This window comes from Neotabrizicola sp. VNH66 (genome assembly GCF_049445895.1).
Taxonomy (GTDB): domain Bacteria; phylum Pseudomonadota; class Alphaproteobacteria; order Rhodobacterales; family Rhodobacteraceae; genus Pseudogemmobacter.
Genome location: NZ_JBMSDW010000006.1, coordinates 226,471 through 242,787 on the forward strand (window position 1 = coordinate 226,471; position 16,317 = coordinate 242,787).

General features: G+C 66.3%; 18 protein-coding genes. 5 read left to right on the top strand and 13 right to left on the bottom strand.

From position 1 onward, the window contains the following. Positions 1–88 precede the first annotated feature (88 nt). On the bottom strand, positions 89–1,108 hold the full coding sequence (locus ACO2Q5_RS11340; protein ID WP_423291023.1) for a ribose-phosphate pyrophosphokinase: 1,020 nt from the start codon (positions 1,106–1,108) through the stop codon (positions 89–91). 182 nt (positions 1,109–1,290) lie between these two features. Here ACO2Q5_RS11340 and ACO2Q5_RS11345 point away from each other — a divergent pair, with 182 nt between their 5' ends. Continuing rightward, on the top strand, positions 1,291–2,103 hold the full coding sequence (locus tag ACO2Q5_RS11345) for an alpha/beta fold hydrolase (RefSeq protein ID WP_423291025.1): 813 nt from the start codon (positions 1,291–1,293) through the stop codon (positions 2,101–2,103). On the opposite strand, the gene ACO2Q5_RS11350 is transcribed toward ACO2Q5_RS11345, so the two are convergent. The 6 genes from ACO2Q5_RS11350 to ACO2Q5_RS11375 form a co-directional block, all read right to left on the bottom strand. Next, the gene (locus ACO2Q5_RS11350; RefSeq protein WP_423291027.1) at positions 2,100–3,122 is read right to left on the bottom strand and encodes a threonine aldolase family protein; all 1,023 of its coding nucleotides are present in this window, start codon (positions 3,120–3,122) and stop codon (positions 2,100–2,102) included. The genes ACO2Q5_RS11345 and ACO2Q5_RS11350 overlap by 4 nt on opposite strands. Then, positions 3,122–3,574, bottom strand: coding sequence for a YcgN family cysteine cluster protein (locus tag ACO2Q5_RS11355; protein WP_423291029.1), 453 nt, complete (start codon positions 3,572–3,574; stop codon positions 3,122–3,124). The genes ACO2Q5_RS11350 and ACO2Q5_RS11355 overlap by 1 nt, the downstream gene beginning before the upstream one ends. A gap of 133 nt (positions 3,575–3,707) precedes the next feature. Next, positions 3,708–4,631: a bifunctional riboflavin kinase/FAD synthetase gene (locus ACO2Q5_RS11360; RefSeq protein ID WP_423291031.1), complete on the bottom strand. Its 924-nt coding sequence runs from the start codon at positions 4,629–4,631 to the stop codon at positions 3,708–3,710. Positions 4,632–4,660: 29 nt separating this feature from the next. Then, positions 4,661–5,113: a MaoC family dehydratase gene (locus ACO2Q5_RS11365; RefSeq protein WP_423291033.1), complete on the bottom strand. Its 453-nt coding sequence runs from the start codon at positions 5,111–5,113 to the stop codon at positions 4,661–4,663. Positions 5,114–5,238: 125 nt separating this feature from the next. Then, positions 5,239–6,129, bottom strand: coding sequence for a TIGR01459 family HAD-type hydrolase (locus ACO2Q5_RS11370; RefSeq protein WP_423291035.1), 891 nt, complete (start codon positions 6,127–6,129; stop codon positions 5,239–5,241). A 96-nt stretch (positions 6,130–6,225) separates the two neighbouring features. After that, on the bottom strand, positions 6,226–7,146 hold the full coding sequence (locus ACO2Q5_RS11375) for a manganese-dependent inorganic pyrophosphatase (protein ID WP_423291037.1): 921 nt from the start codon (positions 7,144–7,146) through the stop codon (positions 6,226–6,228). 332 nt (positions 7,147–7,478) lie between these two features. On the opposite strand from ACO2Q5_RS11375, the gene ACO2Q5_RS11380 reads away from it, so the two are divergent. Further along, the gene (locus ACO2Q5_RS11380) at positions 7,479–7,688 is read left to right on the top strand and encodes a hypothetical protein (protein ID WP_423291039.1); all 210 of its coding nucleotides are present in this window, start codon (positions 7,479–7,481) and stop codon (positions 7,686–7,688) included. A gap of 76 nt (positions 7,689–7,764) precedes the next feature. Here the strand turns inward: ACO2Q5_RS11380 and ACO2Q5_RS11385 are convergent, their stop codons facing one another. Beyond that, positions 7,765–8,793: a TraB/GumN family protein gene (locus ACO2Q5_RS11385; protein ID WP_423291041.1), complete on the bottom strand. Its 1,029-nt coding sequence runs from the start codon at positions 8,791–8,793 to the stop codon at positions 7,765–7,767. Between the two features lie 205 nt (positions 8,794–8,998). Between ACO2Q5_RS11385 and groES the strand changes: the two genes are divergently transcribed. After that, positions 8,999–9,286, top strand: coding sequence for a co-chaperone GroES (gene groES / locus ACO2Q5_RS11390; RefSeq protein ID WP_423291043.1), 288 nt, complete (start codon positions 8,999–9,001; stop codon positions 9,284–9,286). Positions 9,287–9,328: 42 nt separating this feature from the next. Next, a complete protein-coding gene (groL, locus tag ACO2Q5_RS11395) occupies positions 9,329–10,966 on the top strand; it encodes a chaperonin GroEL (protein WP_423291045.1) in 1,638 nt (545 codons plus the stop codon). Positions 10,967–11,277: 311 nt separating this feature from the next. On the opposite strand, the gene hisG is transcribed toward groL, so the two are convergent. The 3 genes from hisG to ACO2Q5_RS11410 are packed head-to-tail and all read right to left on the bottom strand — an operon-like array spanning position 11,278 to position 14,797. Next, entirely contained in the window at positions 11,278–12,009 is a 732-nt protein-coding gene (gene hisG / locus ACO2Q5_RS11400; RefSeq protein ID WP_423291047.1) for an ATP phosphoribosyltransferase, read from the bottom strand. Continuing rightward, positions 12,009–13,103: an ATP phosphoribosyltransferase regulatory subunit gene (locus tag ACO2Q5_RS11405; RefSeq protein ID WP_423291049.1), complete on the bottom strand. Its 1,095-nt coding sequence runs from the start codon at positions 13,101–13,103 to the stop codon at positions 12,009–12,011. The genes hisG and ACO2Q5_RS11405 overlap by 1 nt, the downstream gene beginning before the upstream one ends. Further along, on the bottom strand, positions 13,100–14,797 hold the full coding sequence (locus ACO2Q5_RS11410) for a histidine--tRNA ligase (RefSeq protein WP_423291051.1): 1,698 nt from the start codon (positions 14,795–14,797) through the stop codon (positions 13,100–13,102). Before ACO2Q5_RS11410 ends, ACO2Q5_RS11405 begins: the two co-directional genes overlap by 4 nt. A gap of 92 nt (positions 14,798–14,889) precedes the next feature. On the opposite strand from ACO2Q5_RS11410, the gene ACO2Q5_RS11415 reads away from it, so the two are divergent. Further along, positions 14,890–15,090, top strand: coding sequence for a SlyX family protein (locus tag ACO2Q5_RS11415; protein ID WP_423291053.1), 201 nt, complete (start codon positions 14,890–14,892; stop codon positions 15,088–15,090). Between the two features lie 33 nt (positions 15,091–15,123). Here ACO2Q5_RS11415 and ACO2Q5_RS11420 read toward each other — a convergent pair whose 3' ends face one another. Then, a complete protein-coding gene (locus ACO2Q5_RS11420) occupies positions 15,124–15,783 on the bottom strand; it encodes an esterase/lipase family protein (protein WP_423291055.1) in 660 nt (219 codons plus the stop codon). Positions 15,784–15,787: 4 nt separating this feature from the next. Then, complete coding sequence (locus ACO2Q5_RS11425; protein ID WP_423291057.1) at positions 15,788–16,186, bottom strand: low affinity iron permease family protein; 399 nt, start codon at positions 16,184–16,186, stop codon at positions 15,788–15,790. Positions 16,187–16,317: the final 131 nt, after the last annotated feature.

Genomic DNA, 16,317 nt, shown 5'->3' on the forward strand with positions numbered 1-16,317 from the left:
GCGGACTGGATCAGGGCAATCGTGCCGAAGGATGCCCGCCGCTTGCTGACGGGGCAGGGCGGGTTCAGCCCCCGCCCCCGAAGCCCGTTCAGCTGCGCGGATACAGGCTTTCGTAGATCGGAACCAGCGTTTCGGTCTCGAACAGGCTGGAGACGGACATGCCGCCCCAGATGTTCAGCACGGCCTGGGCGAACATGGGCGCGGTCGGCACGATGCGGATGTTTTTGCAGGCTTTCACTGCATCGGTCGGGGCGATGGAATCGGTGATGACCAGCGATTTCATCACCGAATTGGTAATCCGCTCCACCGCCGGGCCGGACAGCACGCCGTGGGTGATGTAGCTGTGCACTTCGGTCGCACCCGCTTCCATCAGCACTTCGGCTGCCTTGCAGAGCGTCCCGGCAGTGTCGCAGATGTCATCGACGATGATGCATTTCTTGCCTTCGACGCTGCCGATGACGGTCATCCCCGCCACTTCGCCCGCCTTTTCACGCCGCTTGTCCACGATCGACAGGGGGGCATTGATCCGCTTGGCAATCTCACGCGCGCGGGCCACGCCGCCCACATCGGGCGAGACGATCATCAGATCGTCCATCTGGCCACGGAACTGGTGTTCGATGTCCAGCGCGAAGACCGGGCTGGCATAAAGGTTGTCCACCGGAATGTCGAAAAAGCCCTGAATCTGCGCGGCATGCAGGTCCAGCGTCAGAACGCGGTCCACGCCTGCGGTCTGGATCAGGTTCGCCACCAGCTTGGCGCTGATCGGCGTGCGGGCCTTGGTACGGCGGTCCTGACGGGCATAGCCGAAATAGGGGATGACGGCGGTGATCCGCGCGGCCGAGGACCGGCGCAGCGCGTCGGTCATAATCAGCAGCTCCATCAGGTTGTCATTCGACGGGTTCGAGGTGGGCTGGATGACATACATATCCTCGCCGCGGACGTTCTCGAACACCTCGACAAAGATCTCCTGATCGTTGAACCGCTCCACCCGCGCATCGACAAGGCTGATCGACATGCCCCGGTGCATGGACATCCGGCGGGCGATGGATTGCGCGAGCGGCAGGTTCGCATTGCCGGAAATCAGTTTCGGCTCGGTGATGGCGGGCATGGGAGGCTCCGGTTGGGCAGCGGAATCGGCTGGCCGCGGCATAGCACCGGCAGGGCCGGGCGCAAAGGGCAAGGGCGGCGATTCCCGACCCAAATGACGCGGGGAAAGCGCGGGCCGCGGGGCAGGGGGTTGATCGGCGGCAGAGGGGGCGCTAATCCGGCGCGATTGCCGAAGAGGGGGCCATGCCCGAAGACCTGATTGCCGGACATCTGACACCGTGGCGGGTGTGGGACCGGGGCGGCCTCCGCCCGGTTCTGGCGCTGCATTGCTCGCTGGCGCATTCCGGGGCCTTTGCAGGTCTGGCCGAGCGGCTGGCGGGCGTGACGCTCACCGCGCTGGACCAGCCCGGCCACGGCCGCGCCGCCGACTGGGACGGCACCGGCGATCTGCACGACCTGACAACAAGGATCGCTGCCGATCTGGCGCAGCGCATCGGCGCGGGCGGGCCGGTGGATATCATCGGCCACAGCTTCGGCGCGACGATTGCGCTGCGGCTGGCGCTGGACCGGCCGGAACTGGTGCGCAGCCTCGTGCTGGTCGAACCGCCGCTGTTCGCCGCGGCTATGGCCGACCCGGCCGCCGCCCCACAGCTGGCCGCACAGGCCCGCGTGGCCGCGCTGATCACGCAGGACCGCGAGGCCGGGGCCGCGGCCTTCCATGCGCTCTGGGGCAGCGGCGAGGCTTTGGCCGACCTGCCCGAGCGGCAGCGCCGCTATATCACCGACCGCATCCACCATATCGCGGCCCAGACCGGCGCGCTGGTCCATGACAGCGCGCGGCTCCTGCGGCCCGGCGGGCTGGAGGGGGTGGCTGTGCCCGTCCTTCTCGTCGAAGGCGGTGACAGCCCGGCGGTGGTGGATTCGATCCAGTCCGCGCTGGCCGCGCGGTTGCCCCATGCCACCCGGCTGATCGTGCCGGGGGCGGGGCATATGGTGCCGATCACCCATCCCGATCTGGTGGCCCGGGCCGTGCAGGCCCATCTGGACGCGGCCTAAAGTGCTGCCAGGAAGGCGTCCACATCGCGGTCGCGGGTGGACCAGCTGGTGACCAGACGCGCGCCCTCGCGCCCGTCGTCCAGAGGCCAGGAATAAAGTTGCGCCCCGGCGGCACCCAGCCGGTCCGCAGTGCCTGCAGGCCATTCGGCAAAGATCATGTTGGCCTGCACCTTGTGGCTTTGCACCACGCCTTTGGCCGTCAGCCCCGCCGCCAGCCGCCCCGCGGCATCATTGGCCTGCCGGGCCAGACGCAGCCACAGGCCTTCGTCCAGATAGGCCGCCATCTGCGCTGACAGGAAGCGGTGCTTGGAAAACAGATGCCCGCCGCGCTTGCGCCGCAGTTCGAACTCCCAGGCTTTTGCCGGATCGAAGATCACCACCGCCTCGACCCCCAGACAGCCGTTCTTGGTGCCGCCGAAGGACAGGATATCGACGCCCGCCTTCCAGGTCATCTCGGCCGGCTTCGCGCCGGTCGCCACAATCGCATTGGCAAAGCGCGCGCCGTCCAGATGCACCGGCAGGCCAAAGGTCTTGGCCTCGGCCGCCAGCGCGGCGATCTCGGCCGCGGTATAGACGGTGCCTGCCTCGGTCACATTGGTCAGGGACAGCGCGCCGCGCTGCACGCCATGGACACCGCCCGCCCCGGTCCGTGCCAGCACGGCGCGCAGATCCTCGGGCGCCATCTTGCCATGCGCGCCGTCCACCAGCACCAGCTTCGCGCCGTTGGTATAGAACTCCGGCGCGCCGCATTCATCTTCGGCGATATGGGCCAGCCGGTGGCAGAAGACCGCGCCCCACGGCGGGCACAGCATCGACAGCGCCAGCGCATTGGCCGCAGTGCCGGTGGCCACCAGATAGACCGCCGCCTCCGGCGCCTCGAACGTGCGGCGCAGACGGTCTGTCACCAGATCCATCAGCGCATCCGTCCCATAGCTGCGCGCGGCGCCCTCGTTCGCGGCGGTCAGCGCGGCCATGACCTCAGGCGCGGCGCCCGATGTGTTGTCCGAGGCAAAGAACATCAGGGCATCTCCTCGATGATATGGTCTTCCCAGTCCTCCTCGGGCACCGTCAGTTCCGATACGGTGCGGCCGATGACGGATTGGCCCGCCTTGTGGGGGCTGTCCGGATCGCCGGTCAGCAGCGGATGCCAGTCGGGCAGGGGGCGCCCCTGATACAGCAGCTTGTAGGCACAGGTCGCGGGCATCCAATAGGCCGATTTCGCCAGCGTCTTCGGCGTCAGCACCACGCATTCCGGTACGTGCCGCTTGCGGTTCGCATAATCGCCGCACCGGCAGGTGTCATTGTCGAACAGCCGGCAGGCGATATTGGTGAAGGCCACTTCGCCGGTATCCTCGAACTCCAGCTTGTTCAGGCAGCATTTGCCGCAGCCGTCACAGAGCGCCTCCCATTCGGCAGGCGTCATCTTCTTCAGCGGGATGGTTTCCCAGAACCGGGGGCGCAGGTCGGACATGGCCGCAACCTGCCCTGTCCGCCGTAAAAAGGGAAGGGCGGGACAGCGACCAGCCGCGCGGCTGCCCATTTCCTCTTGATCCAAATACTCTGGGGGTCCGGGGGTGAAACCCCCGGCGCGCCGGCCGGGGCGGCTAAAGCGCCGCCACGATCGCCCGCGCCCTGGCGCAATCGGCATCCATCTGGGTGATCAGCGCGGGCAGCCCGTCGAATTTCATCTCAGGCCGCAGGTACTCCACCAGCGCGACCGAGAGGTGATGGCCATAGAGGTCGCCCTTGAAATCCATCAGGAAGGTCTCAAGGTTCGGCACTTCGCCATCGAACATCGGCCGCACGCCAAGGCTGGCCGCGCCGGAATAGCTGCCGGCCTGCGGGCCGGACAGCACGTCCACCTTCACCGCATAGACCCCGAATTTCGGCAGATGCAGGCCGCTCAGGCTCATGTTTGCCGTGGGATAACCCAGTTCGCGGCCGCGCTTTTCGCCATGGATCACCTCGCCCTCGATCCGGTGCCAGTGGCCCAGCATGGCGGCGGCATCGCGGGGGCGCCCCTCGGCCAAAGCGGTGCGGATCGCCGTCGAGGAGATCTCCACCCCCTCCACCGCCAGAAGCGGCGCGATGGTGGTGTCAAAGCCGAACCGCAGGCCCAGTTCGCGCAGGTCCGCCGCGGTGCCGGCGCGCGCCTTGCCAAAGCAGAAATCCTGCCCGATCACCACGTGCCGCACGCCCAGCCCCTCGGCCAGCACATCGCGGGCAAAGCCTTCGGGCGTCAGCGCGGCCAGCGGCGCGCCAAAGGGCAGCTGGAACAGATGCGCCACCCCCAGCTTGGCCAGCCGGTTGGCCTTGGCTTCGGCATTCATCAGCCGGAACGCGGGGCTGTCAGGAGCAAAGAATTCGCGCGGATGCGGCTCGAACGTCACCACGCCAAGCGGGCCCTTGCCGCGGGCCAGGTCGATCACTGACTGGTGCCCGCGGTGAAGGCCGTCGAAATTGCCGATGGCGACCGAGGCGCCGCGGGCCGCGGGGTCCAGCCATTGCCAGTCCTGATGAATCTGCATCGCACCCCGTGGGGGCGGCGCCCGCCCCGTCAGTCGAACTTGCGGCTTGGCGCCAGAACCAGCGCCTCGCCCTTCAGGACCGTTGTTTGACCCACCGAGGCGGTGGTTTCAAGGGTCACGCGGCGCTTTGCATGGTCGATCGACAGCACGGCGACCTTTGCCGTCACCTGATCGCCCGGGCGGACGGGGGCCAGAAACTTCAGGCTCTGCCCCAGATAGACCGTACCATGGCCCGGCAGCTGTTCCCCGATCACCGCTGAAATCAGCCCCGCTGTCAGCATGCCATGGGCGATCCGGCCCTGAAACATGGTGTCCTGTGCGTAAGCTTCGTCCAGATGCACCGGATTGCGGTCGGTCGAAACCTCGGCAAACAGTTCGATATCGCGGTCGGTGACGGTCTTGGTCAGCGTCCGCACCATGCCGATTTCCAGATCCTCGATGCAGATCGTTCCGCGCGGCAGGTTGTGTGTCGTGTCCAGCATCATGGGCTCCCCCCGGCTATGTCCGGGGTTCTAGCAGATGCTGCATTGCGGCGCAATTCTGTTGCGCACGAAACGTTCATTAGGTGTCTCATTTGTGAAACAATATTTCCGCCGCATCGCAGAAATCACGCCAGATGGGGGATGGCCCAGACCGGCGACAGCGCCCTTTCCGCCAGCCACGTCTCCAGCCGCGCGGGGTCGGGGCGCTGCGCATCCGGGCCAAAGGCCGCAGATTCGATGCCGCCGGTAACGAACATCACATCCAGCCCCTCCGCCAACCCGCCCTGCACATCGGTACCGACGCCGTCGCCGATGCACAGGATCGCCGGCGCCTCCGCCTTGGTCCGCGCGGACAGGCGGCGGCGGGCAAGGTCATAGATCGGCGGATGCGGCTTGCCGAAATACAGCGCGCGGCCCCCCATACCCTCATAATCCCGCGCCAGAGCGCCCGCGCACCACAGCCGCCGGTCGCCGAAATCGACCACGATATCGGGGTTCGCACAAAGCATCGGCAGGCCCAGCTGTTTCGCCATCATGAGCGTCGCGCGATAGTCGGCCGGCGTCTCGGTCAGATCGTCGCGCAGCCCGGTGCAGACGATCCCCTCGGCCTCGTCCAGCGTCACCCGCTGCACAGGTGGCTGGCCCGCGGCCACGGCGGCAATATCCGCGGCGAAATCGGTGAAGAAGGGCTCATCCTTGGGCGCACCGATGTGATGGATCCGGCGCCCCACGGCCCCGGTCACCAGCGCGAATTGTGCCGCATCGCCCGAGGTGACGATCTCGTCCCAGGCGTTGCGCGGCACGCCCAGCCGGTCCAGCTGCGCCGCCACGCTGGATTTCGGCCGCGGCGCATTGGTCAGCAGAACGACCGTCACCCCCTGCGCCCGCGCCGCATGCAGCGCGGCCACCGCGGCCGGGAAGGCCACCTTGCCGTTGTGCAGGCAGCCCCAAAGATCGCAGAACACGGCATCATATTGGCCTGACACTTCGGCCAGCGACGCGATGAGACGGGTCATCGGTGATCCTTTCTCAAAGACGGCATTTCATACTGGCGGAAATATCCTGCGGGGGTCCGGGGGCGCAAAGCCCCCGGCGCGGCTGCCGCAGCAGGATCAGATCTTCAGCATAGGGATGATCTGCTTCTTGCGGCTCATGATTCCGGGCAGAACGACGGTGTCGCCCAACACGGTGCAGCCGAAGCTGGCCTCGGCCACCTGTTTCACCAGATCGTTCGGCACCAGAAGCGTAGCCTCTTCGCGCAGGATGTCGATCACGAAGAGCAGCACCTGATCGGCGCCGTCCTCTGCCGCCACGGCAGGCATCGATTCCATCAGGCTGTCCTTGCGGTCCAGCAGGAGCTTGGGTGCGGTGGTCTCCAGCACGGAAATCCGCAACTCCTTGCCACCTATGGAATATTCCTTGCTGTCCATCCGCAGGAGTGCGGCGTCCGAAAAGGCGGAGACATCCGACTTCGCCTCGAACATCTGCGCGGCATAATCCGGGATCGACACGCCCAGATCGGCAGCCAGCGCCTCGGCCACGGCGCGGTCATGGGCGGTGGTGGTCGGGCTGCGGAATTCCAGCGTATCGGACAGGATGCAGGACAGCATCGCGCCCTTCACCGCCTTCGGCGCGCGGGCCACATCGGCGCCCATCAGGTCATGCATCAGCGTGGCGGTGCAGGCCAGCGGCCGGATGGTGATCTCGATCGGCGATTTGGTCTTCAGCCCGCCCACCAGCATATGGTGGTCGATGATCTGGGTCAGGTTCGCCTCGGCAATGCCGGGGGGCAGTTCGGCGGGGTTGTTGGTGTCCACCACCACTACATCCTGTCCGGGGGCCACGTCTGCAATGATCTCGGGCTTCTCGATGCCCCAATGGCGCAGGACGAAGGCGGCCTCGGTGTTCGGCTCACCCAGAAGGACGGCGCGGGCAGGGATGCCCTTCACCTCGGACAGATACCAGGCCCAGGCGATGGGAGAGCCGGTGGAATCGGTATCGGGCGATTTGTGGCCGAAGACGAGCGTCGTCATGGGAAACCTGCGGTCTATGGGAATTCGGCGCGGTTTATAGGCGGTGCAGCATGGTTTGTCACGGGGGAGGGGCACCAGGGAGGGCTGGGCGCGGTTTTGACGCGGGCGGGCAGATATGCTAAACACTGCGCACTTCAGAGGAGTGCACTGGCCATGGATCATCACGCCTGAGCCCCGGAACGGGCCGCCGCCCGCGCAGTCCCTGCGCGCCGCAACCCCTGAAGAGGAGTGCCCTGACAATGGTTATGACCCGGATCCGGCACGGCTGAGCGCCCGTGCGTCGCGCCCTCCATGCGAGGGCTGATCCCTGTTCCATTCACAAAGGCCATCCGATGCCGAAGAAATCCCATCCCCCCGCCATGGCGGGCCGTAACCTGCTGCCGACCGATCCGGCCGGTTCTGTGGCGGCTCCCCCGAAACCGGCGCGCGGCTTCGACCCCGCCGCCCTCAACGCCAAAGGCAAGAGCCAGCCCGCCGGTCCCCGTGCGCAGGTCGCGGCCATCCGCCCGCTGCGCCTGCCCGGAAAGGGCCGCGGCGGCTGACCGGAGACGCTGGTCCGCAAAAGACCGGATCGCAAAAGACGGGGGTGGCGCTGCCCGCGCCACCCCCTTTCCCGGGTCAGAACTCCAGCGGTGTCAGGGTCCAGCCCTCCTGCGCCAGAAGATTCAGCACCCCTTCTTCCCCCGACAGGTGCAGCGCACCGAAGGCCACGACCAGCGGGCCGGTCCCTTCTGCCGCGGCCGCGTCGATCACCGGAATCCAGGCGCGGTTGCGGCGGTTCATCATCGCGTCTTCCATCATGGCCATTTCGGCATCCACCTGCTCGGGCGTGGCGCCGGGCAGGTCATACGAGACCTCGCGCGTCAGTTCCCAGATCACCCGCGATTCACCGCGGAAATACAGATCCGCCAGCGTGACGGTGAAGTCGCCGCTCCGGCCCTCCATCAACAGGGTCGATTCGATCATGTCGGTTTCCTGATCCGGGGTCATGGCCCCGAAGATCGAGAATACCGTGTCATAGGGTTCCAGCGCCCTGATCGGGATGCCCGCCTCTGTGGCGGTGCCGATCAGCGCGGAATCCAGCCCGCGCGGTGTGCCCGCCGAAGGCATTTCGCAGGGGGACAGGGACAGCACGCTCATCGCATACCACGGCTGGAACTTGGCCGCCATGAAGGGGGGAATGCCGCGCGTCTCCATCGCCGCGGACAGCCGCTCCCAGGTTTCGGCCGGCAGCCGTTCCAGCAGGCTTGGCCCTTCGGTGATGAAGATCAGCGACGGGTCCTCCGTCATGGCCGTCTTCAGCGCCTTTTCCTCGTCCGGACCGGCCTCGACCAGCAGCGCCGCGGCATCCCGGATCAGCGGCTCGGCCGCGGTGACGACGGCGTCATGGCGGGAATCGGCCAGATGATAGGTGCCGATGATGGTCATCTCCTGCCCGTCCCGTTCGGCCTGCCAGAAATTGCCGGTGGCGAAGGGGGCGGACTCGGCGCGGGCGCTCAGGGCAGCCTGTTCGTCCGGCGGCAGCGCGTCGAACAGGTTCACGCCGCCGCATTCCTTCAACGGCGCGGATTCTGCCGCGGCCGGAGCAGAGGTGATCGGCCCGAGGGTGCAAAGGGCGGCAAGGGCGGCGGAAAGGATGCGGCGCATCGGGCCTCCGGTTGGGGTGCTACGCATCCAAGGTGGCACTCCCCGCGCCTGAACCCAAGCCCTGTTCGCGGATTTTGAACTCTCACTTTTGCCGATGCACGGGTGTTGACAGGTGAACCGGCTTTGCCTACCTCTCTCGCCGTTAGCACTCGTCATGTGCGAGTGCTGATCCCATCGAACCTGGAACCCAAGGGAGAGTTACCAGATGGCTTTCAAACCGCTGCATGACCGCGTGCTGGTCAAGCGTGTCCAGTCCGAAGAAAAGACCAAGGGCGGCCTGATCATCCCCGATACCGCCAAGGAAAAGCCCGCTGAAGGCGAAGTCGTGGCCGTGGGCGAAGGCGCCCGCAAGGATTCGGGCGAGCTGATCGCGCCGTCGGTGAAGGCGGGCGACCGCGTCCTGTTCGGCAAGTGGTCGGGCACCGAAGTCACCGTCAACGGCGAAGAGCTGCTGATCATGAAGGAAAGCGACATTCTCGGCGTCCTGGCCTGAGATCGCTGACCTGACCTGAAACCATTCCAAGGAGAAACAGCAATGGCTGCCAAGGACGTCAAATTCACCACCGATGCCCGCGACCGCATGCTGCGCGGTGTCAACACCCTGGCCGATGCGGTCAAGGTGACGCTGGGCCCGAAGGGCCGCAATGTCGTGATCGAAAAGTCGTTTGGTGCCCCGCGCATCACCAAGGACGGCGTGTCGGTCGCCAAGGAAATCGAACTCTCGGACAAGTTCGAGAACATGGGCGCCCAGCTCGTCAAGGAAGTCGCGCAGCGCACCAATGACGAAGCCGGCGACGGCACCACCACCGCCACCGTGCTGGCACAAGCCATCATCAAGGAAGGCCTGCGCTCGGTCGCGGCCGGCCTGAACCCGATGGATCTGAAGCGCGGCATCGACCTGGCCACCTCCAAGGTCGTTCAGGCGATCAAGGATGCCTCGCGCCCGGTCAAGGACTCGGACGAAGTGGCCCAAGTCGGCACCATCTCGGCCAACGGCGAAGCTTCGATCGGCCGCTTCATCGCGGATGCGATGCAGAAGGTCGGCAACGAGGGCGTGATCACCGTCGAAGAGAACAAGGGCCTGGAGACTTCGGTTGAAGTCGTCGAAGGCATGCAGTTCGACCGCGGCTACCTGTCGCCCTACTTCGTCACCAATGCCGACAAGATGATTGCGGACCTGGAAGACGCCTACATCCTGCTGCACGAGAAGAAGCTCTCGTCGCTGCAGCCGATGGTTCCGCTGCTGGAAGCCGTGATCCAGTCGCAGCGCCCGCTGGTCATCGTGGCCGAAGACGTCGAAGGCGAGGCTCTGGCCACGCTGGTCGTCAACAAGCTGCGCGGCGGCCTGAAGATCGCTGCCGTCAAGGCTCCGGGCTTCGGCGACCGTCGCAAGGCCATGCTGCAAGACATCGCGATCCTGACCGGCGGCCAGGTGATCTCGGACGATCTGGGCATGAAGCTGGAAAATGTCGGCATCGACATGCTCGGCCGTGCCAAGAAGGTCTCGATCAACAAGGACAACACCACCATCGTTGATGGCGCCGGTGACAAGGCCGAGATCGAAGCCCGCGTGGGTCAGATCCGCGCCCAGATCGAGGAAACCACCTCGGACTACGACCGTGAAAAGCTGCAAGAGCGCGTGGCCAAGCTGGCCGGCGGCGTTGCGGTGATCCGCGTCGGCGGTGCGACCGAAGTCGAAGTGAAAGAACGCAAGGACCGCGTGGACGACGCCCTGAACGCGACCCGTGCGGCCGTGCAGGAAGGCGTGATCGTCGGCGGCGGCGTGGCGCTGGTTCAGGCGACCAAGGTTCTGGAAGGCCTGAAGGGCGCGAATTCGGATCAGGATGTCGGCATCGCCATCATCCGCCGCGCGCTGGAAGCTCCGCTGCGCCAGATCTCGGAAAACTCGGGCGTCGATGGCGCCGTGGTTGCCGGCAAGATCCGCGAATCGGCTTCGAACACCTTCGGCTTCAACGCCCAGACCGAAGAATACGGCGACATGTTCGCCTTCGGCGTGATCGACCCGGCCAAGGTTGCCCGTACCGCGCTGGAAAACGCGGCTTCGGTGGCTTCGCTGCTGATCACGACTGAGGCGATGATCGCCGACAAGCCGGCCGACAAGGCTGCTGCTCCGGCGATGCCGGGCGGCGGCATGGGCGGCATGGACTTCTGATCCATCCCCTTTGCGGGACTGCGGGGGCGGCCTTCGGGCCGCCCTTTTGCGTTTGTCGGGCGTGTTGTCGCGTCCTAGACAAGGTTGTCGTCCTGCCGGAAAGATGTGGCAGGGTCGTTCAGAGACCCGTTGTGAAACAAGAGGATATGCCTTGTAACTCCGCTCGCATGCCGCGCGGGCGCCATCCACTGTGACATCCGGCGGGATGAGTGCGGAAACCGCATCAGGATCATGTTCGGGGATGGAAGGACTGGCGCCAGCCCATCAGCTTTCACGCCGGACGTCCGTCCTTCACAGCCGCCATCCTGCGCCTATCGTGAAACCGGATGCGCCTGATCCGGCGCGAGGGCCGGCGCCGCCAGCCCAAGCCGCGCGGCCAAAGCCGTCAGCACCGCGCCCGCGTCGGACCAGTCGGCCCGGTGGCTAAGGTACAGCGTGGCCTGCGACTGGTGGATCAGCCCGTCAGACAGAATTTTCAGGTGGTTCGCCCGCAGGGTTTCCCCGGTCGAGGTGATGTCGGCAATCGCCTCGGCCGTCAGGTTCTTCACCGTGCCTTCGGTCGCGCCCTGACTGTCCACCAGCGCATAATCGGCCACACCCTTTTCGGTCAGGAAATCCCGCACCAGCCGGTGATATTTGGTGGCGATCCGCAGGCGGTGCCCATGGGTCGCCCGGAACGCCGCCGCGGCCGCGTCCAGATCATCCAGCGTATCTACGTCGATCCAGCCCGCGGGCACGGCAATGATAAGATTGGCATGGCCGAAGCCCAGAAGCGCCCATTCCGCAACCTGCCGGTCCCAGTCGGCCAGCTTGTCGCGCACGAGGTCAGACCCGGTCACGCCAAGATGGATGCGCCCGGCGGCCAGTTCGCGCGGGATTTCCCCGGCGGACAGCAGCACCAGCTCCACGCCCGCAACCCCGTCGACCGCGCCCGAATATTCACGCTCGTTGCCGGTGCGGGCCATGGTCACGCCGCGGGCGCCGAACCAGTCGAAGGTCTTTTCCATCAGCCGCCCCTTGGACGGCACGCCGATCTTCAGCATCACGCTTTCCTCAGCCGGGCGACGAGTTCCGGCCGGACGATGGCGCCCACAGCCGGAATGGACCGCCCCTGTCCCAGCACGCTGGTCATCGCATCATAGCGCCCGCCGCTGGCCACTGCGGGCAGGTCCGCAGGCCCGTGCAGCGAGAAGACGAAGCCATCGTAATATTCCAGCGTGGTGCGGCCATGGCTGGCCTCGAACGGCAGGCTTGCCACATCCACCCCGCGCGCGGCCAGCGCGGAGAGGCGGGCGGCGAAGGTTTCGATCGCCGGTTCGATGGCGGGCAGCATGGGCGCGATGCCCCGCAGATGCGCCAGCGCGGCCTGCGCCGGAGCCTGCAGGGACAAGAGGTCATAAAGCAGCGCCGCCTCCGGCGCCTTCAGGGGCGGCGTCGCCGCATCCTCCAGAAGCGCCGCCGCGCGGGCGGCAATATCTTCGGGCGAGCGCAGGCCCACCAGCGGCCCCGCCGCCGCCACCAGCGCCTCGGGTGCATCGGCTGCCAGTCGTTCCAGAAGCTGCGCGCGGGCCGCGGGCACCGGCGCGCGCCCGGCGAAACGGTCGAGCAGCAGGCGGAACCGTTGCGGACGCCAGATGTGGCGCAGAAGTGCGGCCTTGCGACGGTCGGTCGTCGACAGGCCCCGCACCGCGGCGGTCAGGATGCCGATATCCCCGGTGGCGGGCCGCAGGTTCAGATCGGCCAGGGCCCCTGCGAACAGCGCAAAAACCTCGGCATCGGCCTCGGGTGCATTGCGGTCAAAGACCTCATAGCCGACCTGCAGATATTCCCGCGCGCGGCCGTCCAGATGTTCCTGCCGGCGGAAAACCTCACCCATATAGGCATAGCGCGCCGGGTCTGCCCCGCCCGCCATATGCGCCTGCACCACGGGCACGGTGAAATCCGGCCGCAGCATCATCTCGCCATGCAGCGGATCGGCGGTCACATAGGCGCGGGCGCGGATATCCTCGCCATAAAGGTCCAGCAGAGTTTCCGCCGGTTGCAGGATGTCGGTTTCCACCGGCTGCGCGCCTGCCGCCAGAAAGGCGGCATAAAGCCGTTCAGCCTCGGCCCGGATGGCGGTTTTGTCGGCGGTCATAGCAGGTCATCGAACCCGTTCTCGGACGGGTTTGCGTTCTTATCGGTGGCGGCAAGCATCTTCTGCACCTCCGAAACGAGGTCGGCGCGTTTCACAGTGATCTGAGCAGGACGACCTTTCCACTCTTCCAAGGTAGCATCCTTGGCGATTTCGGCACCGAGGATCAAATCCTTCAGCACGACCATATCTTTGGCTGCCTCATCCGCACCCTGGATGATTGCAATGGGCGACTGCCGCTTGTCCGCATATTTCAGCTGGTTGCCGAAGTTCTTCGGATTGCCCAGATAGACCTCGGCCCGGATTTTGCCCTTGCTAGGATCGTTCGGGTCTATGTCCGCCTGCCGCAGGTCGGCGACCATGGCCATGTAATCGGCCATCCGGTCGCGGTCCATCACGGTGACGACCACCGGCCCTCGCCAGATATCCGAGTCACCAACCCGCCCCTTGGCCCGCAAGGCCGCCAGCAGCCGGTCCACCCCGATGGACACGCCCGTCGCAGGCACTGTTTGTCCGGTGAAGCGCTTCACCAGATCATCATACCGCCCACCCCCGGCGACCGAGCCGAAGCTGCGCTTCCGGCCCTTTTCGTCCAGGATTTCAAAGGTCAGCTCCGCCTCGAACACCGGTCCGGTGTAATAGCCAAGCCCCCGCACGACGCCGGGATCGATGGAAATTCGATCTGCACCATAGCCTTGTGTAGCAAGAAGCGAGGAAATGGTCGCTAGCTCTTCGACGCCCTCCTTGCCTTGGGCGGATGTTTTTACGAGGTCTGCCAAATAGTTCAGGGTAAATTTGTTCCTGAGCGCGCCTTCTTTATCGCCGCGACCCGCAATCGAGATCCAGTCGGGGTCCGTTGCCCAAGATGCCAGCCCGAGAAGGGAAGCAAACTTTGGATCGTGAGATTTTGCAGCTGCCTCTACTTGCTCCAAGATGCGAGTGATCGCTGAGTTAGCCCCAACAAAGCGCATTATTATCTCTTGCTGCGCAACCGTCAGCCCCGCGCCCTTGGTGAAGTCGCCGCTCTCGTCTTTGCGGCCTTCGCCCAGCAGGGCACGGACGCCCGCTTCGCCCAGACGGTCGATCTTGTCGATGGCGCGCAGGACGATGCCGCGTTCCTCGGCCTTGTCGTCTCCCGACAGGCCCGCGACCTCCATCACCCCGTTCAGCACCTTGCGGTTGTTGACCTTGATGACGTAATCGCCGCGCGGAATGCCCACGATCTCCAGCGCGTCGGACAGCATGGCGCAGATCTCGGCATCCGCGGCCACCGACCCGGACCCCACCGTATCCGCATCGCATTGATAGAACTGGCGGAACCGGCCCGGTCCCGGCTTTTCATTGCGCCAGACCGGCCCCATGGCATAGCGGCGATAGGGCGAGGGCAGGTCGTTCCTGTACTGCGCCGCGACGCGCGCCAGGGGCGCGGTCAGGTCATAGCGCAGCGCCATCCAGCTCTCGTCCTCATCCTTCCAGGCGAACACACCCTCATTCGGACGGTCCACATCGGGGAGGAACTTGCCCAGAGCCTCGACCGTTTCGACGCCCGAGGTTTCCAAGGGATCAAAGCCGTAGCGATGATAGACTTCGGCGATCCGGTCCAGCATCTGCTTGCGTTCGGTCACTTCCGCGCCGAAATAGTCGCGGAAGCCCTTGGGCGGTTCGGCCCGGGGACGGCGGATCTTGCCTTCGGACATGGGAAACCCTCTTGCCTTGCGGGGTTCCCTTAGCGGATGGGGGCAGGCACGGCAAGCGATGGCAGGCCGCAGGGCACAGGAAGGGCGCGCAGATGGACCGGACCGAGGCGATGGAAGAGAAGCTGGCCCATCTGATGCGGGCGGTGGACGACCTGTCGGATGTGGTGGCCCGGCAGGCGGGCGAGATCGACCTGCTGACCCGCCGCGTCCGCCTGCTGATGGAGCGCGAGGCCGAGCGCGAGCAGATGGCCGGAGAGGCGCCCGCCGCCAACGTCCGCCCGCCGCACTGGTAACACCGCACGGGGGCGCTCGCCCGCCACAGGCCCTCAGGCCGGGCTCTGCGCCAGCGCCCCGTGGTCGAAGCACCCCATACGCAGGAAATGCAGGCTCTGGCGGATCACCTGCGGCTGCATCACCATCCATGTATGGCTGACCGGCAGGGTGATATGGTCCGCCATCCCCTCCAGCCGCGTGCTGGCCACGCTGACCTTGCCGTCATCCTCGCCCGGCAACAGCGAGGAAAACCACGGGCTGACCGAGCGGTTGCCTGCAATGATGCCCAAAGGATAATCCGCCGGCGGCAGGCGGTTCGGCCAGCTTTGCGGTCCGGTGCCAAGATCCAGCCCCGCCGGCCCGTTGATCCAGCGGAAGGGCGGCAGATGGCCCAGACGGTCCACGATCTCGGACCCGTGGTTCGGCGGCGCCAGCATCACCACCCGGCCGAAGCCCGCCGGGCGGTGCCGCGACAGCCAGTCGCGCAACAGGATGCCGCCCATGGAATGGGTCACCGCATGAACCGTTCCCGGCCCGGCAAGGGCAAAGGCACCGTCCAGCGCATCGGCAAGGCCCCGCGGCGCGGCGCCGGTCGACGGGTAGCGCCAGTTCACCACCCGAAATCCCTTTGCCCGCAGCGCCACGGCCATCGGCACCAGCGAGCGTGAGGTCCGCGCCAGCCCGTGAATCAGCAGCACCGTCGCCGCGGCCACGGGCTCAGGCCTCCGGAGAATCGGTGTCGCTGGCGCCCTGCGCCCGCCGCGCCCGCGCCTCCCGCGCCAGCTGGATATAGCGGGCGCGGAACTCGGCAATGGCCCGTTCGTCCAGCTCCTCCAGATCCAGCAGCGCGTTATGCGCGCCGTTCGTGGCCCGGATCAGCTCATCCAGCTTCAGCTGGATCGCGGCGGTGTCATGGTCCTGACTGGTCTGGATCAGGAAGACCATCAGGAAAGTCACGACATTGGTCACCGTATTCGCCACCAGCTGCCAGCCGTCGGACCAGCCGAACAGCGGCCCGGTGACGGCCCAGACCACGATAAAGGCCGTCGCGGCCAAGAGCGCCGCCGGGCGGCCGCAAAGCCGGGCGATCCGGCGTGAAACGGTGGAATAGCTCATCTCTGCCCGCCTCCTTGTGCGGCGGCCAGAGTGGCCCCGCGCCCGTCCGGCGGCAAGGGCGGATCAGCCGGATCGCGCCGCAGGCCGCCGCCATGACCGTGCCTGCCTCCGGCGGGGATATTTGCGCAAAG

Coding starts and splice junctions, on each gene's coding strand:
- hisG (WP_423291047.1), bottom strand. CDS start 12,009: ATGCTGAAGATCGGCGTGCCGTCCAAGGGGCGGCTGATGGAAAAGACC.
- ACO2Q5_RS11405 (WP_423291049.1), bottom strand. CDS start 13,103: ATGACCGCCGACAAAACCGCCATCCGGGCCGAGGCTGAACGGCTTTAT.
- ACO2Q5_RS11380 (WP_423291039.1), top strand. CDS start 7,479: ATGCCGAAGAAATCCCATCCCCCCGCCATGGCGGGCCGTAACCTGCTG.
- ACO2Q5_RS11425 (WP_423291057.1), bottom strand. CDS start 16,186: ATGAGCTATTCCACCGTTTCACGCCGGATCGCCCGGCTTTGCGGCCGC.
- ACO2Q5_RS11345 (WP_423291025.1), top strand. CDS start 1,291: ATGCCCGAAGACCTGATTGCCGGACATCTGACACCGTGGCGGGTGTGG.
- ACO2Q5_RS11375 (WP_423291037.1), bottom strand. CDS start 7,146: ATGACGACGCTCGTCTTCGGCCACAAATCGCCCGATACCGATTCCACC.
- ACO2Q5_RS11385 (WP_423291041.1), bottom strand. CDS start 8,793: ATGCGCCGCATCCTTTCCGCCGCCCTTGCCGCCCTTTGCACCCTCGGG.
- ACO2Q5_RS11350 (WP_423291027.1), bottom strand. CDS start 3,122: ATGTTCTTTGCCTCGGACAACACATCGGGCGCCGCGCCTGAGGTCATG.
- ACO2Q5_RS11340 (WP_423291023.1), bottom strand. CDS start 1,108: ATGCCCGCCATCACCGAGCCGAAACTGATTTCCGGCAATGCGAACCTG.
- groL (WP_423291045.1), top strand. CDS start 9,329: ATGGCTGCCAAGGACGTCAAATTCACCACCGATGCCCGCGACCGCATG.
- ACO2Q5_RS11415 (WP_423291053.1), top strand. CDS start 14,890: ATGGACCGGACCGAGGCGATGGAAGAGAAGCTGGCCCATCTGATGCGG.
- ACO2Q5_RS11360 (WP_423291031.1), bottom strand. CDS start 4,631: ATGCAGATTCATCAGGACTGGCAATGGCTGGACCCCGCGGCCCGCGGC.
- ACO2Q5_RS11410 (WP_423291051.1), bottom strand. CDS start 14,797: ATGTCCGAAGGCAAGATCCGCCGTCCCCGGGCCGAACCGCCCAAGGGC.
- ACO2Q5_RS11355 (WP_423291029.1), bottom strand. CDS start 3,574: ATGTCCGACCTGCGCCCCCGGTTCTGGGAAACCATCCCGCTGAAGAAG.
- groES (WP_423291043.1), top strand. CDS start 8,999: ATGGCTTTCAAACCGCTGCATGACCGCGTGCTGGTCAAGCGTGTCCAG.
- ACO2Q5_RS11365 (WP_423291033.1), bottom strand. CDS start 5,113: ATGCTGGACACGACACACAACCTGCCGCGCGGAACGATCTGCATCGAG.
- ACO2Q5_RS11370 (WP_423291035.1), bottom strand. CDS start 6,129: ATGACCCGTCTCATCGCGTCGCTGGCCGAAGTGTCAGGCCAATATGAT.